The sequence below is a fragment of the Streptomyces sp. NPDC002032 genome, from assembly GCF_042890765.1.
Lineage (GTDB): Bacteria > Actinomycetota > Actinomycetes > Streptomycetales > Streptomycetaceae > Streptomyces.
In genome coordinates this window covers 394,462-419,038 of sequence record NZ_JBIASM010000003.1, presented here as the reverse complement: position 1 = coordinate 419,038, position 24,577 = coordinate 394,462, and the positions used below count along the sequence as shown (strand labels likewise).

Genomic DNA, 24,577 nt, shown 5'->3' with positions numbered 1-24,577 from the left:
TTGAGGGGGGAGGACTTAGGGTGCGGGCCGTGCGGGATCGGGTGAGGGTGGTGGTCCAGGGGCGCGGCCGGCGAGGGCGTCGGGCCGGGCTCGCACGGCTGTTGTGGGTGGGCGCCGAGGCGGTCACCACCGTGGGTGTGGTGGTGGCGTTGCTGGTGGTGCACCAGGTGTGGTGGACGAACCGGCAGGCCGTCGCGGCCGCACGGGAGCGGGTGCAGGTCCTTGAGGAGCGGTGGCGGGCTTCCGGTTCTACGGGTGCTGACACCGGTGCTGGTGCTGGTGCTGGTGCTGGTTCGGGTTCGGGTTCGGGTTCCGAGGCTGGTTCCGGCTCTGTCGACGAGGGGGGTTCGAGTGGTCCTGGGGCCGGACCGGGGTCGTCCGCGGCGCCCGCCGCCAAGCCCGCGAAGCCACGGCCGCAGCCGCAGCCGTCGCCCGCGCGGGAGGAGGCGTACGCCGTGCTGCGCGTTCCGCGCCTCGGGCTCACCGTGCCCATCGCGCAGGGGGTCGACAAGCGGGCCGTGCTCGACAAGGGGTACGCCGGCCACTACCCCGGTACCGCGCAGCCCGGGGCGGCGGGGAACTTCGCGCTGGCCGGGCACCGCAACACCCACGGGGAACCGTTCCGGTACATCAACCGGCTCAGGGCGGGCGACCGGCTGCTGGTCGACGTCCGGGGGCGGCGCTACACGTACGTGGTGGGGAAGGTGCTGAGCGAGACCACCGAGCGGGACACCGGGGTGATCGCACCCGTGCCGCACAGCACGGTCCGGCCCGACGCCGGGTACGCGGAGCCCGGTGCGTACATCACCCTGACGACCTGCACGCCCGAGTACACCTCCAAGTACCGCCTGGTGGTCTGGGGCACCCTCGCGTCCTAGGGTGGGGCGATGCGTCCGCAATTGCTGTGGCTCGGTGTGCCCTTCGTGCTGTTCGCCGGGGCGCTGCCCCTCGTGAACCGGCTGGAGCCGAGGGTCGGCGGAGTGCCCTTCCTGCTCGCGTGGTTCATCGGGTCGACCCTGGTGACGCCGCTCGCCGTGTGGCTCGTCCGGCGGGCCGATCTGCGGGCCGGGGGCCGGCGGTGAGCGCTGCCGCGGTGGCCACCTCGGTCTTCGCCGTGTTCATGGTGGCGACCGTCGCGCTCGGGCTGCTCGCCGTCCGCGGGCGCGGCGGTGGCGGGGGCGGGCTCGCCGAGTGGTCGGTGGGCGGGCGCTCGCTGGGGACCGTGTTCATCTGGGTGCTGATGGCGGGGGAGGGGTACACCAGCTTCAGCTACCTCGGGGCGGCCGGCTGGGGCTACGACTACGGGGCCCCGGTGATGTACGTCGTCGCGTACATGTCCTGCGGCTACGCCCTCGGGTACGTCGTCGGGCCGATGCTGTGGGACTACGGGCGGCGCCACGGGCTCGTCGGGATCAGCGACATGGTGGCCCACCGCTACGGGCGCCCGTGGCTGGGCGCGGCGGTGGCGGTCCTGGCCACGGTGTTCCTGCTGCCGTACATCCAACTCCAGATCACGGGGATGGGCATCGTCGTGACGACGGTGACCTACGGGGCCGTGCCGCTGGAGTGGGCCTACTTCGTGGCCTTCGCCGTGACCACCGGCTTCGTGGTCGTGAGCGGGCTGCGGGGCAGCGCCTGGGTGTCGGTCCTGAAGGACGTGCTGGTCATCGGGACGCTCGCCTTCCTCGCCTGGTACGTGCCCGTGCACTACTTCGGCGGCTACGGGGAGCTCTTCGACCGGCTCGCGGCCGAGAAGCCGCAGTGGCTGACGCTGCCCGGCCACGGCGCCGGGCCCGGGGGCGAGGGGCGGCTGGGGTCGGCCTGGTTCGCCTCGACGACCGTGCTCAACGCGCTGACCGTCGTCATCTTCCCGACCACCGTGGCCGGCTACCTCGGGGCGCGCAGCGCCGACACGCTGCGCCGCAACGCCGTCCTGCTGCCCGCCTACAACGTCCTGCTGTTCGTGCCGATGCTGCTGGGGATGGCGGCGCTGTTCGTGGTGCCCGGGCTGACGGGTGCCGAGTCCAACCTCGCGCTCTTCAAGCTGGTGGTCGACTCGCTGCCGGCGTGGGCGGTGGGGGTGATCGGGGTGGCGGCCGCGCTGTCGTCGATCGTGCCGATGGCGGTGTTCATGCTGGTCATCGGGACGATGTGGGGGCGCAGCGTGCTGTCGCTGGTGCCGCGCTGGAGTGCGGGGGAGCGGCAGAAGACGGCTTCGCGGATCGTGGTGGTGGTCGCGGGGTCGGTGGCCCTGGTGATGACGTACGTCGCTCCCAACACGCTGGTCCGGCTCTCGCTCGTCTCGTACGAGGGGATGGCCCAGTTGGTGCCGATGCTGCTGTTGGGGCTGATGTGGCGCGGGCTGACGGTGTCGGGGGCGGTCGGCGGCCTGGTCGTCGGGGTGGCGGCCGTCTGCGGACTCGTGTTCACCGGGAACGATCCGGTGTGGGGGGTGAACGCGGGGATGGTGGCGCTGGTGCTGAACCTCGTGGTCACGGTCGCGGTGTCCCGGGGCGCGCGCCGGTGGGGGCCGGCGGATCCGGACGGGCGCCCCGACGGGGAGGTGCTGGGGCGGGATCCGCTTCCGGAGCGGGAGCCCGGCCTTGTTGTCGGAGGGTCCCGCTAGTATCGGTCGTGAGTGCCCGCCCCGTCGGGGGGTCCGGGGCTCGCGGAAGGGGAGGGGGCGGTCCCGGTGGCTCGACGGGCCGACGCGCGCTCCCTGCTGTCCTTCCTGGTCTCCTCGCGGGCGGGCGCCCTGCTCGCCGCCCTGCTGGTGTTCGGCGGGATCCTCGGCCTGATGCCGGGGCAGAACGGCCTCGCCGCCGCCGTGGTCGCGCTGGCCGCGGCCGTCGCCGTGGGGGCCGCCGCGCTGGCGGCCTCGGTCGTGGGGTCCGTACCGCCGCACCGCATACGCACCGCGATCCGTGATCGCGAGCAGCGCACGGCGTTCCTGCCGCAGCGCGATCCCGATGCCTCGGGCCGGTCGCGGCCCAGGGCTCCGGGCCGTCCCGCCCTGACGGCCGCGTAGGGGCGCGCAGTACACCTTCCGTCGGGCGCCGCTCGGTACCTCTCCACTCTCCGTACCGCTCGGTGCTCCGCCGACGCCATCGCCTTCTGCTGACTGATCACTGTCGTCGCCCCTCGCGGGTCGTCGCGCCGAAACGCATCTTCTTTCGACGTTCGACGAGACCCCTCGGAGGGCCCACGTGTCCGTTTTCACCCATCTTGTTGCCGAGCTGGGCCGGCTGCTCCAGCCGGTTCTGGCCCAGTCCGCGACCGCTGCCGCGATCGTGCTGTTCACCGTGCTCGTACGGCTCGCCCTGCACCCCTTGAGCCGGGCGGCCTTCCGCGGGGCGACCCCGGTGGCCGGCTGCCTGCCGACGCTGCTCCAGCTGCCGGTGTTCTTCGTGATGTACCGCGCCTTCTCGTCGGCGGAGGTCGGCGGGGCCGCCAACGAACTGCTGGGGCACCGGCTGTTCGCCGCCCCGCTCGGGTCCCGCTGGGCGGACGCCCTCGGGGAGGGCGGCCTCTTCGGGGCCCAGGGGCTGGTGTTCCTGGGGCTGTTCGCCGCCGTCGGGGTGGTGGCCGCGTGGAGCGCGGTCCGGGGGCGGCGCGCGGCCGCGGCCGCACCTGCTCCCGGGCTGCCGCCGGCCCAGCCGGCCGGGGGCAAGGCCAAGCCGGCCGAGGGCAAGGCCAAGCAGGCCGGGGCCAAGGGCGCGCCGCGCGGGGGCAAGGGCGCCCCGGCCGGGGCCAAGGGCGGCCCGGCCGGGCGCAGGGCCGTGTCCGGTGCGGCGACGGCCGGCGCGCGCGGGGGCCCGGCGGCACCGGTCGAGCTGAGCGCCGAGCAGCAGGCGGCGATGCGCAAGCTGGGCGGCGTACTGCCCCTGCTGTCGTTCGGGACGCTGATCACGGCGGCCCTGGTGCCGCTGGCCGCCGGGCTCTACCTGGTGACCACCACGGCGTGGTCGGTCGCCGAGCGGGCCTGGCTCCAGCACCGCAAGGACCGGGCCGCCCGCACGTCGGCCGGGGAGGCGGCGGAGGGTGCGGCATCGGCCGGGGCGGGCGCCGCGGTGCCCGCCGGGGCCCCGGCCGGGTCGGCCGCCGCTGGAGGGTCGCGTTCCAGTCTGTGAACAGGGTCTTGCGGATGGGGCGCCCATCTTGGAGGATCGACCAATCCTCCGATGGCCGCAACCCATCGTCCGGCCCGGGGCATGCCCATGGGCCGACCACCCTCGACCACGGGAGAATGTCCATGAAGCTGCTGCGTGTCGGACCCGTCGGATCGGAGCGCCCCGCGCTGCTCGACCAGGACGGCACCCTGCGTGACCTGTCCGGCCTGATCACGGATGTGGACGGGGCCCTGCTGGCCGACGACTCCGTACTGTCCCGCGTACGGGACGCCGCGGCGGCCGGCGAGCTTCCGGTCCTGGACGCGGGTGGTCTGCGCACCGGCTCCCCGGTGGGTCGGATAGGCAAGATCGTGGGCATCGGGCTGAACTACCACGGGCACGCGGCCGAGGTCGGTGCGGAGGCTCCGGCGGAGCCGATCGTCTTCCTCAAGTCCCCGGACACCGTCGTCGGCCCCGACGACACCGTGCTGATCCCGCGCGGCAGCGTGAAGACCGACTGGGAGGCCGAGCTGGGCGTCGTCATCGGCGCCACCGCCCGCTACCTGGGCTCCGCCGAGGAGGGCCTCGCGCACGTCGGGGGCTACGTCCTTGCGAACGACGTCACCGAGCGCGCCTTCCAGACGGAGCGCGGCGGCACCTGGGACAAGGGCAAGAACTGCGAGACCTTCACCCCGCTCGGTCCCTGGCTGGTCACCGCCGACGAGGTCCCGGACCCGCAGGTGCTGGACGTACGGCTGTGGGTCAACGGGGAGCTCAAGCAGGATGGCCACACCTCGGACCAGATCTTCCCGGTCGGCGAGGTCGTGCGGTACCTGAGCCACTTCATGACCCTGTACCCGGGCGACGTGATCGTCACCGGCACGCCGGCCGGTGTGGCCGCCGGGCAGCCGGAGCCGAAGCCGTTCCTGCGGGCCGGGGACGTCGTCGAGGTGGAGATCGCGGGTCTCGGGCGCCAGCGGCAGGAGTTCAAGGGCGCGTAGCGCCGACGGGGGGAGGAGGGGCGGGGCCGTCGGGGGGCGGGTCCGCCCCTTCCGCATGCCCGCGCCGCCCCCGCCCCCCCCGGGCCCTGGCCGTCCCCGCGCCCCGGCCGGCTCAGGCGATGTCCACCGTCACCCCGTCGCGGGAGGAGCGGCGCGCCGCTTCCAGGACCGCCAGGCAGTCGGCGGCCTCGTGCGCGCTCACCGGAGCCGGGCCGCCCGTGCGCAGGGCCTCCGCGACGGCCTTGTAGTACGCCGGGTAGTCGCCGTGCTCCGTCGGCACCGGGATCCCGCCGCCGGTCAGCGGGGACTCGCCGGAACCCAGCCGCCCCCACAGGTGCGGCGGCTCCTCGCCCCACAGCGCACCGTCGGCCCGGTCCGGGCGCAGCCCCTCGCGCAGGGCGGCCTCCTGGGGGTCGAGCCCGTACTTGACGTAGCCGGCCCGCGAGCCGAGGACGCGGAAGCGCGGGCCGAGCTGGGCGGCGGTCGCGCTGACGTAGAGGTGCGAGCGGACGCCGCCGGCGTGGGTGATCGCGATGAACGTGTCGTCGTCGGTCTGGGCTCCGGGGCGGCGCACGTCGGCTTCCGCGTAGACCCGGACCGCCGGGCCGAAGAGCACCAGGGCCTGGTCCACGACGTGGCTGCCGAGGTCGTACAGCAGGCCGCCGATCTCCTCCGGGGCGCCGGACTCGCGCCAGCCGCCCTTGAGCTGCGGGCGCCAGCGCTCGAAGCGGGACTCGAAGCGCTGGACGTCGCCGAGTTCGCCGTCGGCGAGGAGGCGGCGCAGGGTGAGGAAGTCGTTGTCCCAGCGGCGGTTCTGGAAGACGGAGAGGAAGGTGCCGGTCCGGTCGGCCAGGGCGGCGAGCTCGCGGGCCTCGGCTGCGGTCGCGGCGAGGGGCTTGTCCACGACGACCGGGATGCCGGCGGTGAGCGCGGCGGTGGCGAGCGGGACGTGGGTCTTGTTGGGGGAGGCGATGACGACGAGGCCGGGGGCGTCGTCCCCGCCGCCGGCCGCGCGCTCCCACAGCTCGTCGGGGGAGGCGGCGAAGCGGACGTCGGGGTACGCCTCGCGGGCCTGGGCCCGGCGGCCGGGGTCGGAGGTGACGACCGTGTCGAGGACGAGGCCTTCGGTCGCGGACACGAGAGGGGCGTGGAAGACGGAGCCGGCGAGTCCGTAGCCGATGAGCGCGACGCGCAGCGGGGAGGTGGGGGTGGTGGGGGTGGTGGGGGAGGGTGCGGTGTTCATGCATCCACTTTGGCAACAGCGTTGCGCAAGTGCAAGGAGGGTGGACAATGGGCGGGTGAACAGGGGAAAGGGCACCGGGGGCGGTCGTGGCGGGGCGAACCTGCCGGCCCTGCGCGGGTACAACGAGGCACTGCTGCTGGATCTGCTGCGCTCGGCGGGGGCGTCGCCGGGCCTGGGCCGCGCCGAGCTCGCGGCCCGTACGGGGCTCACCCCGCAGGCCGTCAGCAAGATCATCGCCCGGCTCGCGGCGGAGGGGCTGGTGGCCGAGGCCGGGCGCGGCGCCTCCACCGGAGGCAAGCCGCGCACGCTGCTGCGGCTGGTTCCGGAGGCCGGGCACGCGGTCGGGGTGCACCTGGACCGCGACGAGCTGACGGCCGTACGAGTCGACCTCGCGGGCGGCGTCGTCGAGGCGTGGCGCGGCCCGCTGGACTTCGGGGCGGGCCCGGACCTGGTGGTGGAGGCGGTGCTCGCGGCGGTCGTACGGGTCTGCGCGCGCGGGCCGGCCGCACCGCCGCTCGGCGTCGGGGTGGCCGCGCCGGGGCCGCTCGACTGGCGCAGCGGGGTGCTGGGGCGGGTGACGGGGTTCCCGGACTGGGCGGGGTTTCCGTTGCGGGAGGTACTGGAGGGGCGGCTGGGGCTGCCGGTGGTGCTGGACAAGGACACCAACGCCGGGGTCGCGGCGGCAGGAGGGCCGGGCGGGGCCGGTTCGTGCGTGTACCTGCACGTCGGGACCGGGCTCGGGGCGGGGCTGCGGCTCGACGGCGCGGTCTACCGGGGGGCGCGCTCGGCGGCGGGGGAGTTCGGACACCAGGTGCTCCGGCTGGACGGGCCGCCGTGCCGCTGCGGGGGGCGGGGCTGCCTGGAGGTGCTCTGCCTGGAGGCGGTGGCCCGGGGGGACCTGGCGGGGGCCGCGCGGCTGCTGGGGGAGGGCGCCGCGAACCTGGTCGCGCTGCTGGACGTGGACCGGGTGCTGCTGGGGGGCCGGGTGGTGGCCGCCGACCCGGAGGTGTTCGTGACGGGGGTCCGGGCGGTGCTGGCGGGCCGGGCGCTGACGGGGGAACCGCCGCCGGTGGCGCGGGCGGCGGCCGGGGTGGCGCAGGGCGCCGCCGAACTGGCGCTGGCGCCGCTGTTCGGCCACGCGTAAGCCCTGGCCGGGCCCCGACCGGGGCCCCGCCCGGCCCCGGCTGCGCCGAAGCCTCCGGGCCACCGCCCCGGACCCCGCGCCTCAAACGCCGGCGGGGCTGGGTGGGGTGGCTGCGCCTGCCGGGCCTGGCTGCGCCGAGGCTCCCGGGGCTCCGCCCCGGACCCCGCGCCTCAAGCGCCGGCGGGGCTGGGTGGGGTGGCTGCGCCTGCCGGGCCTGGCTGCGCCGAGGCTCCCGGGGCTCCGCCCCGGGCCCCGCGTCTCAAACGCCGGCGGGGCTGGGTGGGGTGGCTGCGCCTGCCGGGCCCGGCTGCGCCGAGGCTCCCGGGGCTCCGCCCCGGACCCCGCGCCTCAAACGCCGGCGGGGCTGGGTGGGCTGTGCCGGAGCCCCCGGGCCTGCGCCCCGGACCCCGCGCCTCAAGCGTCGGCGGGGCTGGGTGGCGTGGCTGCGCCGAGGCCTCCGGGCCTGCGCCCCGGGCCCCGCGCCCCGAGCGTTGGCGGGGCTGGGTGGGGCGGCTGCGGCGGAGCCCCCCGGGCTCCGCGCCTCGAGCGTCGGCGGGGCTGGGTGGCCCGGCTGCGCCAGGACCTCCGGCGCCGCGCCGCAAGCGCTGCCGGGTCGGGTGGCGGGTGGGTTGACCCCTGGGGCCGTTCGGGCGTAAACCGGGGAGGCCGGGCGCGGCGCTCGGAAAGCGGGTTCGCGCGCGTGGGAGGGTGCGGGCAGGCCGGGGTGATTGTCGCCTCGTCCGATCATCATCCGTTCCTCATCCGTCCGGCGAGCAGCGAAGGTCTTCCATGGGACAGCGACTGCGACAGCGACACCGACCGCCCCTGCGCACGGCCCTGGCCCTCACCGCCGTCCTCCTCGCCACCGGCGCCGCCGCCCCCACCGCCGTCGCGGACGTCGGGCCCGGCGGCGGCCCCGCCGCCCACCCCGCGCCCGCGATGCCCTCCCGCATCAAGGCCAGCTGCGGCGACGGCAAGAGCTCCGCCTTCCCCATCGGCGCCCGCATCCGCGGCGGTCCGGCGGTCTACCGGGCCGGCGCCGAGCCGCAGACCTGGCTGCTGGACCTGACCAACAGCACCGCGGCCACCTGCACGGCCATCCACCCCGTCATCGTGCTCACGGACGCCGCCCGGGCCCTGCGCCCCGCGCACCTGCGGATGGAGTTCGACGCGCCCGGCGGCACCCGCCCCGTGACCCTGGAGCGCAGCGACCGCGACGAGATCATCGCCGTGTTCGACGGCGGCGAGGCCTTCTCCGGCTTCTCCGTCCCGGCCGGCGGCACCACCACCGTCAAGGTGCGGCTGGCCTTCGCCCCCGACGCCCCGCACGGCGAGGTCCTCGCCGACGCCGCCCTCGTGCAGCGCAAGGGCGAGCAGGGCGAGGACGGCGACTGGGTCGGCGAGGCCGGCGCGTACCGGTTCTCGGTGGAGGGCCCGCAGGAGGAGATGGGCGAGGACGGCCGCACCGAGGCGGGTTCCCTCGCGCACACCGGTCCCCGCGAGTGGATCTACGGAGCCGGCGCCGCGGCCGCCCTCGCCTCCGGGGCCGGACTGCTCATCGCCGCCCGCCGCCTGCGCACCCGCTGACGGCGCCGCCCGCCCCCGGCCCCCCGGCCCGCCGCCCCCGCCGCACCCGCGATCTCCGTACACCTGCCCCACGTACAGTCCGACCGTGGAAGAACAGACCCAGTACCCGCAGCACCGCCCCGGCTCGCCCGTCCGCTCCGGAATCCCCGAGCACGGCCGCATCCCCAAGTACTACGCCGTCAAGGCGCAGGTCGCCGACCTCCTCGACGAGCTCGGCGAAGGCGGGACCCTGCCCACCGAGCGCGATCTCGCCGAGCGGTACGAGGTGTCCCGCGAGACCGTCCGCCAGGCCCTGCGGGAGCTGCTGCTGGAGGGCAGGCTGCGCCGCTCCGGGCGCGGGACCGTCGTCGCGGGCCCCAAGCTGGAGCAGCCGCTCTCCCTCGCCAGCTACACCGAGGGCGTGCGCCGGCAGGGCCGGCGCCCGGGCCGTCACCTGATCGGCCTGGAGCGCTTCCCCTGCCCGCCCGAACTCGCCCGCGGCATCGGCGCCGAGGCGGGCGAGCCGGTCTGGCACCTGGAGCGCGTGCTGCTCGCCGACGACGAGCGCGTCGGGCTGGAGAGCACGTACGTACGGGTCTCCCGCGCGCCCCGCCTCGACGTCGATTTCCAGCCGGACTCCTCCTTCTACGGATACCTCCGCGACAGCCTCGGCATCTCCTTCGGGGACGCCGACGAGAAGCTGGAGACGGTGCTCGCCACGCCCCGCGAGGCCCTGCTGATCGGCACTCCGCCCGCCCTCCCGATGTTGCTCATCCACCGTTTCTCCCGGGACCAGAACGGGCAGCCGCTGGAGCGGGTGCGTTCGCTCTACCGTGGCGACCGGTTCAGCTTCACGACCCGCCTGCGCCCCGAGTAGCGGAGCGCCAACCCTCTCAACCCACATGAAAAGGGGCGACGTGACATCACAAAAAGGTAACGGGTCTAGTCCAAGTGTCGGGGGCTATTCACCGGCCCGTCGCCGGGCGGCCCCGTACGGGACACGGACCGCGACCACCTTGGAGGGCGTGAGAGTCATAGTCGTCGGAGGCGGCGTGGTCGGCACCATGCACGCCTGGCAAGCAGTCCAACGCGGCCACGAGGTCGTCCAGATCGAGCGAGAGGCGGAGGCCCGCGGCGCGTCACTGCGCAATTTCGGCCAGATCTGGATCAGCGGCCGCGCCGGGGGCGAGGAGCTCGACACCGCCCTGCGCGCCCGCGAGCTCTGGGAGCGGATCGGCGCGGAGGTGCCCGGCCTGGGCTTCCGCGCCATCGGTTCCCTCACCCCCGTCCGCAACGCCCGCGAACGCGCCGTCGCCGAGGCGGCCCTGGCCCGCCCCGACGCCCCCGCCCGGGGCTACCGACTGGTCACCGCCGCCGAGGCCCGGGAGATCAACCCGGCCCTGCGCGGCGACTTCGAGGCCGCGCTGTGGTGCGAGCGCGACGCGGCCGTCGAGCCGCGCACCGCCCAGCTCCACCTCCGCGCGGCCCTCCGGGCCTCCGGCCGCTACACCTTCCTCCCCGGACGCGAGGTCCGCGAGGTCACCGGCCCCGGCGCCGTCCGCGACGACCACGGCGACGTCCACCGCGGCGACGCCGTCATCCTGGCCACCGGCGCCTGGCTCTCCGGCCTGGTCCGCGAACTCGCCCCCGAGCTGCCCGTGCGCCGCGTCCGCCTCCAGATGATGCAGACCGCCCCGCTCGGCGAACCCCTCACCACCTCCGTCGCGGACGCCGACAGCTTCCGCTACTACCCGGCCTACGCCTCCCCGGCCCTCGACGCCCTCAACGCCGGGCAGGCCCAGGCGCCGGTCGCCGCCGCGCACAAGATGCAGCTGCTGATGGTCCAGCGCCTGGACGGCGGACTGACCATCGGCGACACCCACGAGTACGAACACCCCTTCGCGTTCGACACCCTCGAAGACCCCTACGAGCACCTCACCGGGGTCGTCGAGGCCTTCCTGGGCCGCCCGCTGCCGAAGATCAGGCACCGCTGGGCGGGCGTGTACGCGCAGTGCACCGACACCACCCGCGTCGTCCACCGCCAGCAGGTGAGCGACGGCGTCTGGCTGGTGACCGGACCCGGCGGCCGCGGCATGACCTGCTCGCCCGCCCTAGCCGAGACCACCGCGAACGAACTGGGCTGGTGAACACCATGACCGACCGCACCACCGACAAGAAGCTCATCGTCCTCGACATGGCCGGCACGACCGTCGCCGACGGCGGCCTCGTCGAGCGCGCCTTCGAGCGCGCCGCCGAGCACCTCGGCGTCGAGCCGGGCAGCGCCGACCACGAGGCCAAGCTCCGCTACGTCCGCGACACCATGGGCGAGTCCAAGATCTCCGTCTTCCGCCACCTCTTCGGTACGGAGGAACTCGCCCGGCGCGCCAACTCCGCCTTCGAGCAGGCCTACGGAGAGCTCGTCGACGGCGGCCTCATCGCCCCCCTCCCCGGCGCCCGCGAGGCCGTCGAGAAGCTCCGCGCCGACGGCCGCACCGTCGTCCTGACCACCGGCTTCGCCCGCGTCACCCAGGACGCCATCCTCGACGCCCTCGGCTGGCGGGACCTCGCCGACCTCACCCTGTGCCCCGCCGACGCCGGCGGCCGCGGCCGCCCCTACCCGGACATGGTGCTGGCCGCGTTCCTGCGCACCGGCGCGGTGGCCGACGTACGCGAGGTGGTGGTCGCCGGGGACACGGCGTACGACATGCTCAGCGGCCGCCGCGCCGGAGCGGGCGTCGTGGCCGGCGTCCTGACCGGCGCCCACGACCGCGCCGCGCTGGAAGCGCACGGCGCGACCCACGTCCTCGGCTCGATCGCCGAACTCCCGCAGCTCCTCGCCGAAGCGGCGGCGTCGGCCGCGGAGCCGGCGTGAGCGGCATCCGCTTCGACTCCGTCTCGGTCGCCTACCACGGCAACACCGTCCTGGACTCCCTCGACCTGACCGTCGAACCCGGCGAGGTCATGGCACTGCTGGGCCCCTCCGGCTCCGGCAAGACCACGGCCCTGCGCGCGGTCGCCGGCTTCGTCCGGCCCGTCGCCGGACGGGTGCTGATCGGCGGCCGGGACGTCACCGCGCTCCCTCCGCACCGGCGCGGCATCGGCATGGTCGTCCAGCAGTACGCGCTCTTCCCGCACATGCGGGTGGCGGACAACGTGGCCTTCGGCCTGCGCGCCCAGAAGGCCCCCAAGGCGGAGATCCCGGCCCGCGTCGCCGAGGTCCTGGAGCTGACGGGGATGGGTGCCTACGCCCGCCGCTACCCCCGCGAGCTCTCCGGCGGGCAGCAGCAGCGCGTGGCCATCGCCCGCGCGCTCGCCATCCGGCCCGGGGTCCTGCTGCTCGACGAACCCCTCTCGGCGCTCGACGCGCAGCTGCGCTCCGGCATGCTGGCCGAACTGGCCAGGCTGCACCGGGAGCTGCCCGAGGTCTCCATCCTGTACGTCACCCACGACCAGGTCGAGGCGCTCACCCTGGCCGACCGGATCGCCGTCATGGACCGGGCCCGCCTCCAGGACTGCGGCACTCCGCAGCAGCTCTACCGGGCGCCGCGCACCGAGTTCACGGCGTCCTTCGTCGGCAACGCCAACCTGCTGCCGGTCACCGTGGCCGACGGCGGCGCGGTCTTCGCGGGCCGCCCGCTGGCCCTCGATCCGGGCCGGGCGGCGCCGGGCTCCACCGCCACCCTGTGCGTACGTCCGCACCTGCTCGGGCTCGGGGAGGGGCCGAACGCCCTGCGCGGCAGGATCGCCGAGGTGCAGTGGCGGGGCTCGACGCACCGGCTCTACGTCGACGTGGACGGCCACCGCGTCAAGGCGGACCTGCCCGAGCTGCGGGAGACGCCGGCGCTGGGCGACGAGGTGACCCTGCACTTCGAGCCGCGGGACGCGGTGCTGCTGGCGGCGGGGGTGTCGGATGGCTGAGGCCTCCCGGCGCACCGCCGCCCGGCCCGCGCCCGTGCCGCCCGCGCCCGTGCCGCCCGCGCCCGTGCCGTCCGCGCCCTCGGCGGCCCGGCCCACGATCCCCGCCCCGGCCGCCGCCCCAGGCGCCCCCTCCGCCCCAGGCGCCCCAGCCCCCCACCCCCCGGCCGCGCCGCGGCCACCCCGGTCGCTGCCGCGCTCCGTCTGGGCCCTGCCCCCGGTGGCCGTGCTCGCGCTGGTCTTCCTCTACCCCCTCGCGCTGGTCGTCCGGCAGTCCTTCAGCCCCGAGAACGGCGGCGGCGCCTTCGACGCGTACGCCTCCGTCTTCGCCTCCCACGGGTTCCGCGAAGCGCTCGGCACCACCGTCTGGCTGGCCGTCGGCGCCACCGCCGGCTGCCTCCTGCTCGGCTTCACGCTCGCGCTGATCATCGCCTTCGTGCCCTTCCCCGGAGCCAAGGCCGTCGCCCGGTTCATCGACGTCTTCCTCTCCTTCCCCTCCTTCCTCATCACCCTCGCCCTCCTGTTCATCTACGGAACGGTGGGCATGGCCAACGGGGCCTGGACCGACGCCTTCGGCGTCTCCGAAGGGCCCTTCCACTTCCTCGCCACCCCCTGGGGCGTCCTGCTCGCGGAGATCACGTACTTCACCCCCTTCGTGATGCGCCCGCTGCTCGCCGCCTTCTCCCAGCTGGACACCGCGCAGCTGGAGGTCGCCGCAGGCCTCGGCGCCCGCCCGGCCCGGATCGTCCGGCAGGTGATCCTTCCCGAGTCCCTGCCCGCCCTCGCCGCGGGCGGCAGCCTCGTCCTCGTCATGTGCCTCAACGAGTTCGGGATCGTCCTGTTCACCGGGGCCAAGGACGTCACGACGCTCCCGATGCTCATCTACGGCAAGGCGATCCTCGAATCCGACTACGCGGCCGCCTGCGTGGTCGCCGTCGTCAACATCGCGATATCCGTCGGCCTGTTCGGCCTCTACCGGGTGGTGGGCAAGCGTGCTGGTGCATAGCAAGACCGGCCGGTGGGCCGCCTGGAGCCTGTTCGCACTGCTCTTCCTCCCCCTCTTCGCCCTGCCGCTGCTCGTCGTGGTGGCCGCCTCCTTCTCGACCCACTGGTCCGGAGCGTTTCCCTCCGGCCCGACCACCGCGAACTACGCCTCCGCCGTGCGCGGCGAATCCCTCCAGGCGCTGACCACCTCGCTGGTCACGGCCGTGGTCGCCAGCCTGCTCGCGCTGACCGTCGGCAGCTGGGCGGCGCTGGCCGCCGCCGGGCTGCGAGGGCGCGGAAAGCGTTCCCTGGACGCCCTGTTCATGCTTCCGGTCGCCGTGCCGTCCGTGGTCGTCGGCCTCGCCGTGCTGGTCGCGTTCAGCAAGCCCCCGCTGCTGCTCAACGGCACGAGCTCGATCGTGATCCTGGCGCACACCGTTCTTGTCACGGCGTTCGCCTACCAGTCGGTTTCGGCCGCCATCATCCGACTCGACCCCGCGTACGAACAGGCGGCGGCCTCCCTGGGGGCCCGTCCCGCGTACGTGCTGTGGCGGGTCAGGCTCCCGCTCCTGCTGCCGTCCCTCACGGCGGCGGCCGGACTCTGCTTCGCCCTGTCGATGGGCGAGCTGAGCGCCACGATGATGCTCTACCCGCCGGACTGGATGCCCCTCCCGGTCCGGATCTTCACCGCCACCGACCGCGGTTCCCTCTTCAGCGGCTCCGCCGTCGCCGTGGTCCTGATGGCCACCACCCTGCTGGTCCTCCTGGCCGTCTCCCGCATCCGCACCAGAGCCACCTACCGCTGACTCCCTTTCCCCGTAAGGAAGTTCCATGCCCAGCAAGCTCCTGCTCCGCGCCACCGCCTCCGTCACCGGCAGCCTCGCCCTCGCCGTCTGTCTCACCGCCTGCGGCGGCGAGTCCGCCTCCTCCACCTCCTCCGCCGGCTCCAAGGGAGGCGAGAAGACCGTCACCGTCTACAGCGCCGACGGCCTCAAGAGCGACAAGGGCGACGGCTGGTACGACAAGGTCTTCGCCGACTTCACCAAGAAGACCGGCATCGAGGTCAAGTACGTCGAAGGCGGCTCGGGCGAGATGGTGCAGCGCGCCGTCCGGGAGAGGACGAACACGCAGGCCGACGTCCTGGTCACCCTGCCCCCCTTCATCCAGCAGGCCGACGGCAAGGGACTGCTCCAGGCGTACCAGCCGCAGGGATCGGACAAGGTCAACGGCGGCGACAAGGCCGCGGACGGCAAATGGACCTCCGTCGTCAACAACTACTTCGGCTTCGTCTACAACAAGAAGGAGCTCACCGAGGCCCCCAAGACCTGGGAGGAGCTGCTGGACGCCAAGTACAAGGGCAAGCTCCAGTACTCCACCCCCGGGGTCGCGGGCGACGGCACGGCCGTTCTCATCAAGGCCATGCACGACTTCGGCGGCAAGGAGCCGGCGATGGAGTACCTGAAGAAGCTCCAGGCCAACAACGTCGGCCCGTCCTCCTCCACCAGCAAGCTCGCGCCCAAGACCGACAAGGGCGAGCTGCTCGTCGCCAACGGCGACGTCCAGATGAACTTCGCGCAGGCCAAGTCCATGCCGAACCTGGGCATCTGGTTCCCCGCGAAGGACGGCGGCAGGCCCACCACCTTCGCGCTGCCCTACGCGGCCGGCCTGATGGCCAAGGCCCCGCACACCGAGAACGGCCGCAAGCTCCTCGACTACCTGCTCTCCGAGGAGGCCCAGAAGCAGGTCAGCGAGGTCGGCGGCGGCTTCCCGGCCCGTACGGACGTCAAGCCGACCGACGCCAACGCCGTCGAGCTCACCAAGATCATGGGCGGCGTCGAGGTCTTCGAGCCGGACTGGGCCGACATCGACAAGAACCTCACCGGCTACGTCGACGCGTGGAAGTCGGCGACCGGCAGCTGAGCCGACACCTTCCGGTCATCCACGACCGGAAGAGTGACGACTGGATAACGGGTCTGGACCGAAAGAGCCCGCGCGGCCCTCCGGTCCGGACCCGCCGCACGCGCACCGCCGCCCCCCGTCGGCTCACCTGCTCCTGGAGGAGTACGTGTCCCCTGTCCCGTCCGGACGGACCCTCGCCGTGGCCGCCACCGCCACGGCCCTGCTCGCCACCGCCCTCGGCGTCCACACCGCCGTCGCCGCCCCGAAGCCCGCCGCCCGCGCGGCCGCCACCGCGGCCACCACCGGCAAGGTCCTCGTCATCGGCATCGACGGCACGGTCCTCGACCGGATCAAGGCCGCCAACGCCCCCCACCTCAAGGGCCTGATGGCCGAGGGCCTCACCGCCCGCAGCACCCTCTACGCGAACCCGATGGCCGCCACCTCCTCCGGCCCGGGCTGGTCCACGATCGCCACCGGCGTCTGGCCCGACAAGCACGGCGTGAAGGACAACACCTTCACCGGCAAGAACTACGGCGCCTACCCGGACTTCCTGACCCGCATCGAGAACACCAGGCCGGCGCTCAACACCTACGCGGCCGCAGACTGGGAGCCCATCACCTCCACCGACGCGGGCGGCCCGGTCTTCTCCGCGAAGGTCGACAAGCGGCTCAGCCTCAAGGGCGACCGCGACGGCTACGGCACCGAGGACCCCAAGATCGCCGCCGCGGCCGCCGCCGAACTCCAGGACCAGAACCCGGACGCCGCCTTCGTCTACTTCGGCCAGGTCGACGGCGCCGGGCACTCCTACGGAGCCGCCAGCCAGCAGTACCTCGACGCCATCGGCCGCGTCGACGTCATGGTCGGCCAACTCCTGACCGCCGTCCAGAACAGGCCGGCCTACGCCCAGGAGAACTGGAAGGTCCTGGTCACCACCGACCACGGCCACACCGACGCCGGCGGCCACGGCGGCTCCACCCTCCAGGAGCGCGGCACCTTCGTCATCGCGAAGGGCGCCGGGATCCCGGCCGGTTCGGTGCGTGACGACGTACGGCTCGTCGACGTGGCGGCCACCGCCCTCGCCCAGGTCGGCGTCGCCGCCCCCGGCCTGGACGGCGTCCCGCTCGACGCCCCCGACAACGACCCCTTCGACACCCTGCGCCCCAGCCTCCAGGCCCGCGTGGACGAGACCGGGATCCCGGCCGCCACCAAGGGGTTCACCCACACCCCGCCCGCCGGCTGGACCGTGGACAACTCCAAGATGGGCACCGGCGGCGTCACCGAGTGGGCCGGATGGGCCTTCGCCACCGACGAGTTCTGGAGCCAGTCGCAGCGCGACCAGTGGCGGGAGCTGAACGTCCGCTCGCGTGACGTCTTCGCCGTCGCCGACTCCGACGAGTGGGACGACAAGAGCCACACCGGCTCCTTCGACTCCACCCTCGTCACCCCCAAGTGGCCCGTCACCGGGGGCACCACGCGCACCCTCGCCTTCCAGACGCACTACCGCCAGGACGCGGGCCAGACCGCCCAGGTCCTCGTCTCCTACGACGGCGGCGCCGCCACCGTCGTGAAGAACTACACCGCCGACGCCGTCGCCAAGGCCGAGTCCATCGCCCTCCAGGTCCCGGCCGGCGCCACCGACGTACAGGTCCGGTTCCGCTACAGCGGCACCAACAACTGGTTCTGGACCGTCGACAACGTCACCCTGGGCTGACCCGCCCGTCCCGCCGGCCGCCCGTCCGCCCGTCCGGGCCGTGGACGCCCACCGCGTCCACGGCCCCCGCCCGTTAGGGTGGTACAGACCAGAGGCCTCCGAGGTCAGAGGCCTCCCGCAGAGCGGAGAACAGTCCCGTGGCAGAGCGCAAGCCGATCGAATCCTGGCTCACCGACATGGACGGGGTCCTCATCCACGAGGGCACCCCGATCCCCGGAGCGGATGCCTTCATCAAGCGGCTGCGCGAGTCCGGCAAGCCCTTCCTGGTGCTGACCAACAACTCCATCTACACCCCGCGCGACCTCCAGGCCCGGCTCAGCCGGATGGGCCTGGACGTGCCCGTCGAGAACATCTGGACCTCGGCCCTCGCCACCGCCAAGTTCCTCGACGACCAGCGCCCGGGCGGCACCGCCTACGTCATCGGAGAGGCGGGCCTGACCACGGCCCTGCACGACATCGGCTACATCCTCACCGACCACGAGCCCGACTACGTCGTCCTCGGCGAGACCCGCACCTACAGCTTCGAGGCCATGACCAAGGCCGTCCGGCTGATCAACGCCGGTGCCCGTTTCATCTGCACCAACCCCGACGAGACCGGCCCCTCCACCGAGGGCCCGCTCCCCGCCACGGGCGCGGTCGCCGCGCTGATCACCAAGGCGACCGGCAAGCAGCCGTACTTCGCGGGCAAGCCCAACCCGCTGATGATGCGTACGGGCCTCAACGCCATCGGCGCGCACTCCGAGAGCAGCGCGATGATCGGCGACCGGATGGACACCGACGTGCTGGCCGGTCTGGAGGCGGGCATGCAGACCTTCCTCGTGCTGACCGGTCTGACCTCCGCGCGGGACACCGAGAAGTTCCCGTACCGCCCGACCAAGACGGTGAACTCGATCGCCGATCTGGTCGACCTGGTCTAGCCGCGCCACGGCGGGCCATTAGCGCGAACGGCTGACACATACGGGCCAAGAGAGCGCCGCTCCGGATGCGGAGCGGCGCGTCGCGCGTGAATCTCCCAGTAGAGGAGGTTCACCATGCGCAGTTCATTGATCGCACTCCGTGTCGCAGGGGTGGCCGTCGCCCTGACGGCAGCCACCGCCGTGACCGCCCCCGCCGCGCTCGCGAACGAGAACGACCGGGACCGCGGCAGCGTCTCCGCGGACCCGAACCCCGTCGAACCGGGGGGACAGGTCAAGATCCGCGTCCGCGGCTGCGACGGCGACCGCGGGATCGCGATCTCCCCCGTCTTCGCCGCCGAGGCGCACCTGAGGTCCGGCCCGGGGGACCGCAGCCTGTACGGCGAGACGCTGATCAGCCCGCACGCCCGCCCCGGCTGGCACGAGGTCAAGGTCAAGTGCGACGGCGGCCGGGACGAGGGCCTGCGCGGTTCCATCGAGATCCGCGAGCGCGACCACCACCCCGATCCGCACCACACGCCGGTCTGGCCGGTCCACGCGGGCGGCGGCGGCATGGCCGCCCAGGTCGCGGAGAGCACGCAGCTCGCCGAGGGCACGCAGCTCGCCGCGGCCACGAAGAAGAGCCACGGCGGGGACGGACCCGGCCTCTCCCAGACCGTGATCGGCGCCGTGCTGGCCGCGGCCGCGAGCCTGGCGGTGGCCGGCCGGGCCCTGACCCTGCGCCGTCGCCGCAACGGCGGATGAGCGAGGCCAAGGCCTCCGCCGGAGGCCGGCTGCTGACCTTCGCCGCCTGGTCGGTGCTGGTGCTCCTGCTGTGGGTGTGGGGCAAGGAGATCACCGGGGTCCCGCCCGCGGCCCCCGCCGGCGGGGCGGGCGGACCGGTGGGCCCCGGGCTGCCGGCCGCGCGCGCCCCGCTCTCGGCGGCGATGCCCGCGCGGATCGACGTACCGGCGATGGGCGTGCAGGCCCCGGTGATCGCGCGGGGCCTGGACGGCGACGGGGCGATCGAGCCGCCGCCGTACGAGCTGCCGGGCACGGTGGGCTGGTGGGGCGCGGGCCCCGCGCCCGGGGCGCCCGGGACCGCGCTGATGGTGGGGCACGTGGACACCAAGTCCAAGCCCGCGGTGTTCTTCGGCCTGAGCACGCTGGGGCCGGGGGAGAAGATCCGCGTCTCACGGGCGGACGGGACGGTCGCGGAGTTCACGGTGGAGGACGTACGGGTCTACGAGCGCGCGGGCTTCGACCCGCACAAGGCGTACGGGCCGCGGGTCAAGGGCCGCGCCGAACTGCGGCTGGTCACCTGCGGCGGCAGCTACGACAAGGCGGCCCACCAGTACTCGGCGAACGTGGTGGTCTCGGCCTACCTGACCGGCGCCGGCACCAAACCGACCCTGCCGGCATAGCCCGTACGGCACGTACGGCACGTACGGCCCGTACGGCCCGTACGGCATCCAGGGGACAACGAAGAAGTCCCCCGCGGCTTTCGCTGCGGGGGACTTCTTCTCGTCTGTGCGCCGCCAGGGACTCGAACCCCGGACCCGCTGATTAAGAGTCAGCTGCTCTAACCAACTGAGCTAGCGGCGCTTGGTGACAGGCAAAACTCTACCCCACCTCCAGGGGTCCTCATGACCAGCCGCGCCCGCGTTGTCCGATTAACCCATGTTTAGGGTGTTTGTCGTGCACGATATGTCTGGGCCGAGCCGTATCTGATGCCCCGACAGATACGCGTGCGGCTGCCCAGTGGACGAGCAGGGGAGTGGACGGACCGCATGACGTTGCAGCCTCCGGTGCATGTGCCGACGCCGACACCGATGCCGATGCCGGCCTTCGAGGAGTACGAGCCCGCGGGCGACTGCGTGTGCCTGGGGTGCGCGCAGCGGCGCCGCACCCTCGCGCGCGGGCGGGCCATAGGGCTGCGCGACGGAGGACACCCCGCCGTGCGCCGGGCCCGCAGGGCGCTGGTCCTGGCCACCGCCGCCGGTGTGGTCCTCGGCGGCGGCGGCTCGGCCGCGCTGGCCGTGGGCAAGCCGCTGCCCGGTCCCGGGCCGGTGGCCCTCGACCCGCCGGGCACCCCGCAGGGCGGCCGGGCCCCGCTGCACGGCAAGCCGGCTGCCGGACACCCGGGCCGGCCGGGCGCGCCGGCGCTCGCGCGGCGCATCGACCGCACGACGATCATCAACCGGGCGAAGGCGTGGCTGGAGGCGAAGGTCCCCTACAGCATGTCCGAGTACTGGACGGACGGCTACCGGCAGGACTGCTCGGGATACGTCTCCATGGCCTGGAACCTCGGTACGAACGAGTGGACCGGCAGCCTCGACACCTTCGCCACCAGGATCAAGAAGGACGAGCTGCTGCCGGGGGACATGCTGCTCTTCCACAACCCGGCGGACCCCAACCAGGGCTCGCACGTCGTCCTCTTCGGCGGCTGGGTCGACGCGACGCACACGCACTACGTGGCCTACGAGCAGACCCGGCCGACGACGCGGAAGCAGGCCACGCCGTACGCGTACTGGAGCAACTCCGAGAAGTACCTCCCGTACCGGTACAACGGGGTGACCGGCGGGGTCGTCCCGGACGATCCCGCTCCGGCCCCGAACCCGCCGGGCACCGCCGCCTTCCCGGGCGCCGCGAAGTTCGGGCCGGGGGCCGACAACCAGTACGTCGCCGAGCTCGGCAAGATGCTGATCGGGCGCGGTGGCCTGCGGTTCTACCCCAAGGGTGCGAGCACCAAGTGGAGTGACGCCGACCGGCTGGCCACGCAGGCGTTCCAGCAGGCGCAGGGCTGGACGGGGGCCGATGCCGACGGCGTCCCGGGCGAGCACACGTGGCGGCTGCTGGTGCAGCGCCAGGGCAAGGACATCCCGCCCACCAGGACCGGCCATCCGGGTCCCGCCGGGGTGCCCGCGTACCCGGGGCCGGGGGTCTTCCGGCCGGGTCAGACCCATCCGGCGGTCCTCGCCCTGGGACGGCGGCTGGCGGAGAAGGGCTTCGGCACGTACTACACCTCCGGTCCGGGGGCCCGCTGGAGCGAGGCCGACCGCCGCAACGTCGAGGCCTTCCAGCGCGCGCAGGGCTGGCGCGGAGCCTCGGCCGACGGTTACCCGGGCCCGGAAACCTGGCGCCGGCTGTTCGCATGACGGAGGCAACGATGTACCCCACGCGCACCACGTCCACGACGGGCACCTTCCACCCCGCGACGCACCCCACCCGGCCCACGGCCGCCCACCCGGCCGAAGTCGCAGGCGCCACCCGGGACCCCGCCGCCGGCACCCCCTGGCAGGCCGGCCCCGCCCGCGCGGCTTGGGGAGCCGCCGCCGACGGCGCCCCGAGCCCCGTGGCCGCCCGTGCGGCAACGGCAGAAGCCGAAGCTCACCGTGCGGCCGGGGCGCCCGCACCGGCCCCCGCCGCCCGGGCAGCCGAGCCCGCCCGCGCTGCTTGGCAGGCCGACCCCGCCCACCCGGTCGCTGCCGCCCGGGCGGCCGGTGAGCCCCGAGCCGCCCAGGAGTCCGCAGCCGCCCATGGCGGGCGGGGAGCCGACACCGACCGCCCGGCCCGGGAGGCCGGAGCCGCCTGGGAGCCCCGGGCTGACGATGCCGCCCGGGGGGCCGGCCCCACCCGCGCCGCGGGTGAGGCCGTGGCTGCCGTCCGGGAGACCCGGGCCGAGCCCGCCCGCGTGACGTGGGGGACCGACGCCGCCCGCGCCGCCCACCCCGCCCGGGAGGCCGGAGCAGTCGGGGTCGCCGCCCCAGCCGGGTGGGCCCCCGTCCCGGAGCCGGTGGCGGGGCAGGCCGCCCGGCCCGGTGCGGAGCACCCGGCACCGGTGGCCTACCCCGAGCCCGCGCCCGCCGCGCGGGCCGCGTACCCGGAGGCCGTGCCCGTCCCCGAGCAGGACTCCCACGCGGCCGTCGCGACGGCCCCCGTACCGCCGCGCGCCGCGCACCCGCGCCACCCCGCCGACCCCGAGCCCGCCATGGCGGGCGGGGCCGCCCCGCACCCCGCCCCGCACCCCGCCCCCGCCCCGGCGGAACCCCGGCCCGGGCGGTGGGTCGACATCGAGCGGGCGCCCGCGCGGGGCGACGTACCGGCGGCGCGCGGCGAGGCGGAGCCGGAGGCGGAGGCCCAGGGGTCCGGCGTGCCCGGGCCCGGGGTCGCGGAGATCGTCGCCCAGGCCGTCACCCGCGGCATGGACGTACGGGAGGAGGACGACACCCAGGACATCCCCCACCTGCGCCCGCGCGGCACGGCCGTCACGGAGGTCCCGGTCCACCTCCCCTTCCTCGCCCACCCCACACCCCCCGTCCCCGCCCGCCGCCCCGAGCCCCCTTCTCCCCGCCCGGCCGCCCCGCGGCCCCCCGCCGGGCGCCGCGTCCCGCGCGGCGACGACCGGCTCCGCGAGCACCGCGGCCCGGTACTGCCCGGCTGGATCGCCGTGGCCGTCGGCGGCCTCGCCCTCACCGGCTGCCTGGCCGTGCTCCTGCGGGCCGGGGCCGTCCCCGCCGCGCTGGTGGCCGCGTTCGGCGCGCCCCCCCGCGCCTACCAGGGGCTCAGCGCCACCCACTGGCCCCCGCTCGCCTTCCTCGGCGTCGTCGCGCTCCTCGCGCTCGGCGGCCTCGGCCGCGCCCGGGCCGGCCACGCCTGGGTGCTCACCCTCTTCGGCCGCTACCGCGGCACGGTCCGCCGTACCGGCCTGACCTGGATCAGCCCCCTCCTGCTGCGCCAGCGGGTCGACGTACGGCTGCGCCACTGGCGCAGCGAGCCCATGCCCGCAGTCGACTCCGGCGGCCTCGCCCTCCAGGTGGTCGTGCAGGTCGTCTGGCAGGTCAAGGACACCGCCCGGGCCACGCTGGCCGTCGAGGACCACACCGACTACCTCGCCGAGCAGGTCGAGTCGGCCATGGCCCGGGTGCTGTCCCAGCTCCCCGCCGACGCCTTCCACGAGGACGCCCCGACCCTGCGCGACGCCGAGGCCGTCGGCGACGCGCTGACCCGGCTGCTCGCGGCCGAAACCGAGGCGGTCGGCATCGAGGTGTTCTCGGCCCAGCCGACCCGGATCGAGTACGCCCCGGAGGTCGCGGAGGCGATGCGCCGCCGCCGGGTCGCCGCGATCGACGCCAAGCACCGGGACACCGTGCTGACCTCCGTCGTCGACGCCGTGGACGACACCGTCCACCGGCTGACCTCGCGCGGGATCGTCGAGCTCGACGACTACGAGCGCAAGGCCCTGGTGAAGGACCTCACCGTCGCGTTCTACACCGGGCGCAGCGACCAGTAACACCGAGCAGCACACGCGCACCAGCGAAACGGGTGGCCGGTTGTGACCGGACCACCCGTTTTCGCATTGGTATAGACATGGCCAACTCCCGTCAATACTGTGGGACTTGGTCTAGACCTGGAGCCATCCCCAGCGCGCACGGCTCCCCCGTTCCCGTCCGTCCCCCCACGTCCAAGGAGCATCATGCGTCTGTTCCGCATGCCCGCCCGGCCCGGACGGGCCGGTGCCGCCGCCCTCGGCCTCGGTCTCCTCGCCGGTGTCACCCTGCTGAGCGCCCCCACCGCCAGCAGCCACGGCTACACCGACACCCCCATCAGCCGCCAGAAGCTCTGCGCCAACAAGACCGTCGCCGACTGCGGCCCCATCCAGTGGGAGCCGCAGAGCGTCGAGGGCTACAAGGGCTTCCCGGCCGCCGGCCCCGCCGACGGCCAGATATGTTCCGGCGGCCACAGCGAGTTCGCGCAGCTCGACGACCCGCGCGGCGGCACCTGGCCCGCCACCCGTGTCAGCTCCGGCCAGAGCTACGACTTCCGCTGGCAGTTCACCGCGAACCACTCCACGACGGACTTCAAGTACTACGTCACCAAGAACGGCTGGGACCCCACCAAGCCGCTGACCCGGGCCTCCCTCGACCCCCAGCCCTTCCTCGTCGTGCCCTACAACGGCGGCCGCCCCGACATGACCACGATCCACCGGGGCACCATGCCGAGCGGCAAGACCGGCCGGCACGTGATCCTCGCCGTCTGGACCGTCAACGACACCCCGATGGCCTTCTACTCCTGCTCCGACGTTCAGTTCTGACGCTACGTCAGCTACCCT

Annotated in this window: 23 protein-coding genes and 1 tRNA gene; 22 read left to right on the top strand and 2 right to left on the bottom strand. The window is 74.4% G+C overall.

Annotated elements, in window-relative coordinates:
• Positions 1-20: 20 nt before the first annotated feature.
• The 6 genes from ACFYYT_RS10020 to ACFYYT_RS09995 all read left to right on the top strand — a co-directional run bounded on the left by ACFYYT_RS10020 (position 21) and on the right by ACFYYT_RS09995 (position 5,110).
• Positions 21-878, top strand: a complete 858-nt coding sequence (locus tag ACFYYT_RS10020; protein WP_388607384.1) for a class E sortase — start codon at positions 21-23, stop codon at positions 876-878.
• A gap of 9 nt (positions 879-887) precedes the next feature.
• Entirely contained in the window at positions 888-1,082 is a 195-nt protein-coding gene (locus ACFYYT_RS10015) for a DUF3311 domain-containing protein (protein WP_351818871.1), read from the top strand.
• 38 nt (positions 1,083-1,120) lie between these two features.
• On the top strand, positions 1,121-2,626 hold the full coding sequence (locus tag ACFYYT_RS10010) for a sodium:solute symporter family protein (protein WP_351818999.1): 1,506 nt from the start codon (positions 1,121-1,123) through the stop codon (positions 2,624-2,626).
• A 105-nt stretch (positions 2,627-2,731) separates the two neighbouring features.
• On the top strand, positions 2,732-3,028 hold the full coding sequence (locus tag ACFYYT_RS10005; RefSeq protein WP_388607589.1) for a DUF6412 domain-containing protein: 297 nt from the start codon (positions 2,732-2,734) through the stop codon (positions 3,026-3,028).
• 178 nt (positions 3,029-3,206) lie between these two features.
• Positions 3,207-4,130 carry a hypothetical protein gene (locus ACFYYT_RS10000; RefSeq protein ID WP_351818874.1) on the top strand — a complete coding sequence of 308 codons (924 nt, stop codon included), beginning with the start codon at positions 3,207-3,209 and terminating at the stop codon, positions 4,128-4,130.
• Between the two features lie 122 nt (positions 4,131-4,252).
• The gene (locus ACFYYT_RS09995; RefSeq protein WP_351818877.1) at positions 4,253-5,110 is read left to right on the top strand and encodes a fumarylacetoacetate hydrolase family protein; all 858 of its coding nucleotides are present in this window, start codon (positions 4,253-4,255) and stop codon (positions 5,108-5,110) included.
• Between the two features lie 112 nt (positions 5,111-5,222).
• On the opposite strand, the gene ACFYYT_RS09990 is transcribed toward ACFYYT_RS09995, so the two are convergent.
• Positions 5,223-6,353: a Gfo/Idh/MocA family oxidoreductase gene (locus tag ACFYYT_RS09990; RefSeq protein ID WP_351818880.1), complete on the bottom strand. Its 1,131-nt coding sequence runs from the start codon at positions 6,351-6,353 to the stop codon at positions 5,223-5,225.
• 55 nt (positions 6,354-6,408) lie between these two features.
• Here ACFYYT_RS09990 and ACFYYT_RS09985 point away from each other — a divergent pair, with 55 nt between their 5' ends.
• From ACFYYT_RS09985 to ACFYYT_RS09925, 13 genes are all read left to right on the top strand, one after another.
• Complete coding sequence (locus ACFYYT_RS09985) at positions 6,409-7,497, top strand: ROK family transcriptional regulator (RefSeq protein WP_351818883.1); 1,089 nt, start codon at positions 6,409-6,411, stop codon at positions 7,495-7,497.
• Positions 7,498-8,286: 789 nt separating this feature from the next.
• On the top strand, positions 8,287-9,084 hold the full coding sequence (locus ACFYYT_RS09980; RefSeq protein ID WP_351818886.1) for a hypothetical protein: 798 nt from the start codon (positions 8,287-8,289) through the stop codon (positions 9,082-9,084).
• Between the two features lie 85 nt (positions 9,085-9,169).
• On the top strand, positions 9,170-9,940 hold the full coding sequence (locus ACFYYT_RS09975; RefSeq protein WP_351818889.1) for a GntR family transcriptional regulator: 771 nt from the start codon (positions 9,170-9,172) through the stop codon (positions 9,938-9,940).
• Between the two features lie 148 nt (positions 9,941-10,088).
• A complete protein-coding gene (locus tag ACFYYT_RS09970) occupies positions 10,089-11,210 on the top strand; it encodes a TIGR03364 family FAD-dependent oxidoreductase (RefSeq protein WP_351818892.1) in 1,122 nt (373 codons plus the stop codon).
• Positions 11,211-11,215: 5 nt separating this feature from the next.
• Entirely contained in the window at positions 11,216-11,935 is a 720-nt protein-coding gene (locus ACFYYT_RS09965; RefSeq protein WP_351819004.1) for a phosphonatase-like hydrolase, read from the top strand.
• The gene (locus ACFYYT_RS09960; RefSeq protein ID WP_351818895.1) at positions 11,932-12,981 is read left to right on the top strand and encodes an ABC transporter ATP-binding protein; all 1,050 of its coding nucleotides are present in this window, start codon (positions 11,932-11,934) and stop codon (positions 12,979-12,981) included. Before ACFYYT_RS09965 ends, ACFYYT_RS09960 begins: the two co-directional genes overlap by 4 nt.
• Complete coding sequence (locus ACFYYT_RS09955; protein WP_388607378.1) at positions 12,974-13,984, top strand: 2-aminoethylphosphonate ABC transporter permease subunit; 1,011 nt, start codon at positions 12,974-12,976, stop codon at positions 13,982-13,984. Before ACFYYT_RS09960 ends, ACFYYT_RS09955 begins: the two co-directional genes overlap by 8 nt.
• Positions 13,971-14,768 carry an ABC transporter permease subunit gene (locus tag ACFYYT_RS09950; protein ID WP_351818901.1) on the top strand — a complete coding sequence of 266 codons (798 nt, stop codon included), beginning with the start codon at positions 13,971-13,973 and terminating at the stop codon, positions 14,766-14,768. The genes ACFYYT_RS09955 and ACFYYT_RS09950 overlap by 14 nt, the downstream gene beginning before the upstream one ends.
• A 25-nt stretch (positions 14,769-14,793) precedes the next feature.
• Positions 14,794-15,882: a 2-aminoethylphosphonate ABC transporter substrate-binding protein gene (locus ACFYYT_RS09945; RefSeq protein ID WP_351818904.1), complete on the top strand. Its 1,089-nt coding sequence runs from the start codon at positions 14,794-14,796 to the stop codon at positions 15,880-15,882.
• A gap of 145 nt (positions 15,883-16,027) precedes the next feature.
• The gene (locus ACFYYT_RS09940) at positions 16,028-17,572 is read left to right on the top strand and encodes an alkaline phosphatase family protein (protein ID WP_351818907.1); all 1,545 of its coding nucleotides are present in this window, start codon (positions 16,028-16,030) and stop codon (positions 17,570-17,572) included.
• A 137-nt stretch (positions 17,573-17,709) separates the two neighbouring features.
• The gene (locus tag ACFYYT_RS09935; RefSeq protein ID WP_351818910.1) at positions 17,710-18,489 is read left to right on the top strand and encodes an HAD-IIA family hydrolase; all 780 of its coding nucleotides are present in this window, start codon (positions 17,710-17,712) and stop codon (positions 18,487-18,489) included.
• 114 nt (positions 18,490-18,603) lie between these two features.
• On the top strand, positions 18,604-19,230 hold the full coding sequence (locus tag ACFYYT_RS09930) for a hypothetical protein (RefSeq protein WP_351818913.1): 627 nt from the start codon (positions 18,604-18,606) through the stop codon (positions 19,228-19,230).
• Positions 19,227-19,889 carry a class F sortase gene (locus ACFYYT_RS09925; RefSeq protein ID WP_351818916.1) on the top strand — a complete coding sequence of 221 codons (663 nt, stop codon included), beginning with the start codon at positions 19,227-19,229 and terminating at the stop codon, positions 19,887-19,889. The genes ACFYYT_RS09930 and ACFYYT_RS09925 overlap by 4 nt, the downstream gene beginning before the upstream one ends.
• Positions 19,890-19,996: 107 nt before the next feature.
• Here ACFYYT_RS09925 and ACFYYT_RS09920 read toward each other — a convergent pair.
• Positions 19,997-20,070: transfer RNA gene (locus tag ACFYYT_RS09920), tRNA-Lys, on the bottom strand.
• A gap of 227 nt (positions 20,071-20,297) precedes the next feature.
• Here ACFYYT_RS09920 and ACFYYT_RS09915 point away from each other — a divergent pair.
• The 3 genes from ACFYYT_RS09915 (at position 20,298) to ACFYYT_RS09905 (ending at position 24,559) form a co-directional block, all read left to right on the top strand.
• Positions 20,298-21,623, top strand: coding sequence for a peptidoglycan-binding protein (locus ACFYYT_RS09915; RefSeq protein ID WP_351819006.1), 1,326 nt, complete (start codon positions 20,298-20,300; stop codon positions 21,621-21,623).
• A complete protein-coding gene (locus tag ACFYYT_RS09910) occupies positions 21,620-23,758 on the top strand; it encodes an SPFH domain-containing protein (RefSeq protein ID WP_388607372.1) in 2,139 nt (712 codons plus the stop codon). The genes ACFYYT_RS09915 and ACFYYT_RS09910 overlap by 4 nt, the downstream gene beginning before the upstream one ends.
• A 198-nt stretch (positions 23,759-23,956) precedes the next feature.
• Positions 23,957-24,559, top strand: a complete 603-nt coding sequence (locus tag ACFYYT_RS09905) for a lytic polysaccharide monooxygenase (protein WP_388607585.1) — start codon at positions 23,957-23,959, stop codon at positions 24,557-24,559.
• Positions 24,560-24,577: the final 18 nt, after the last annotated feature.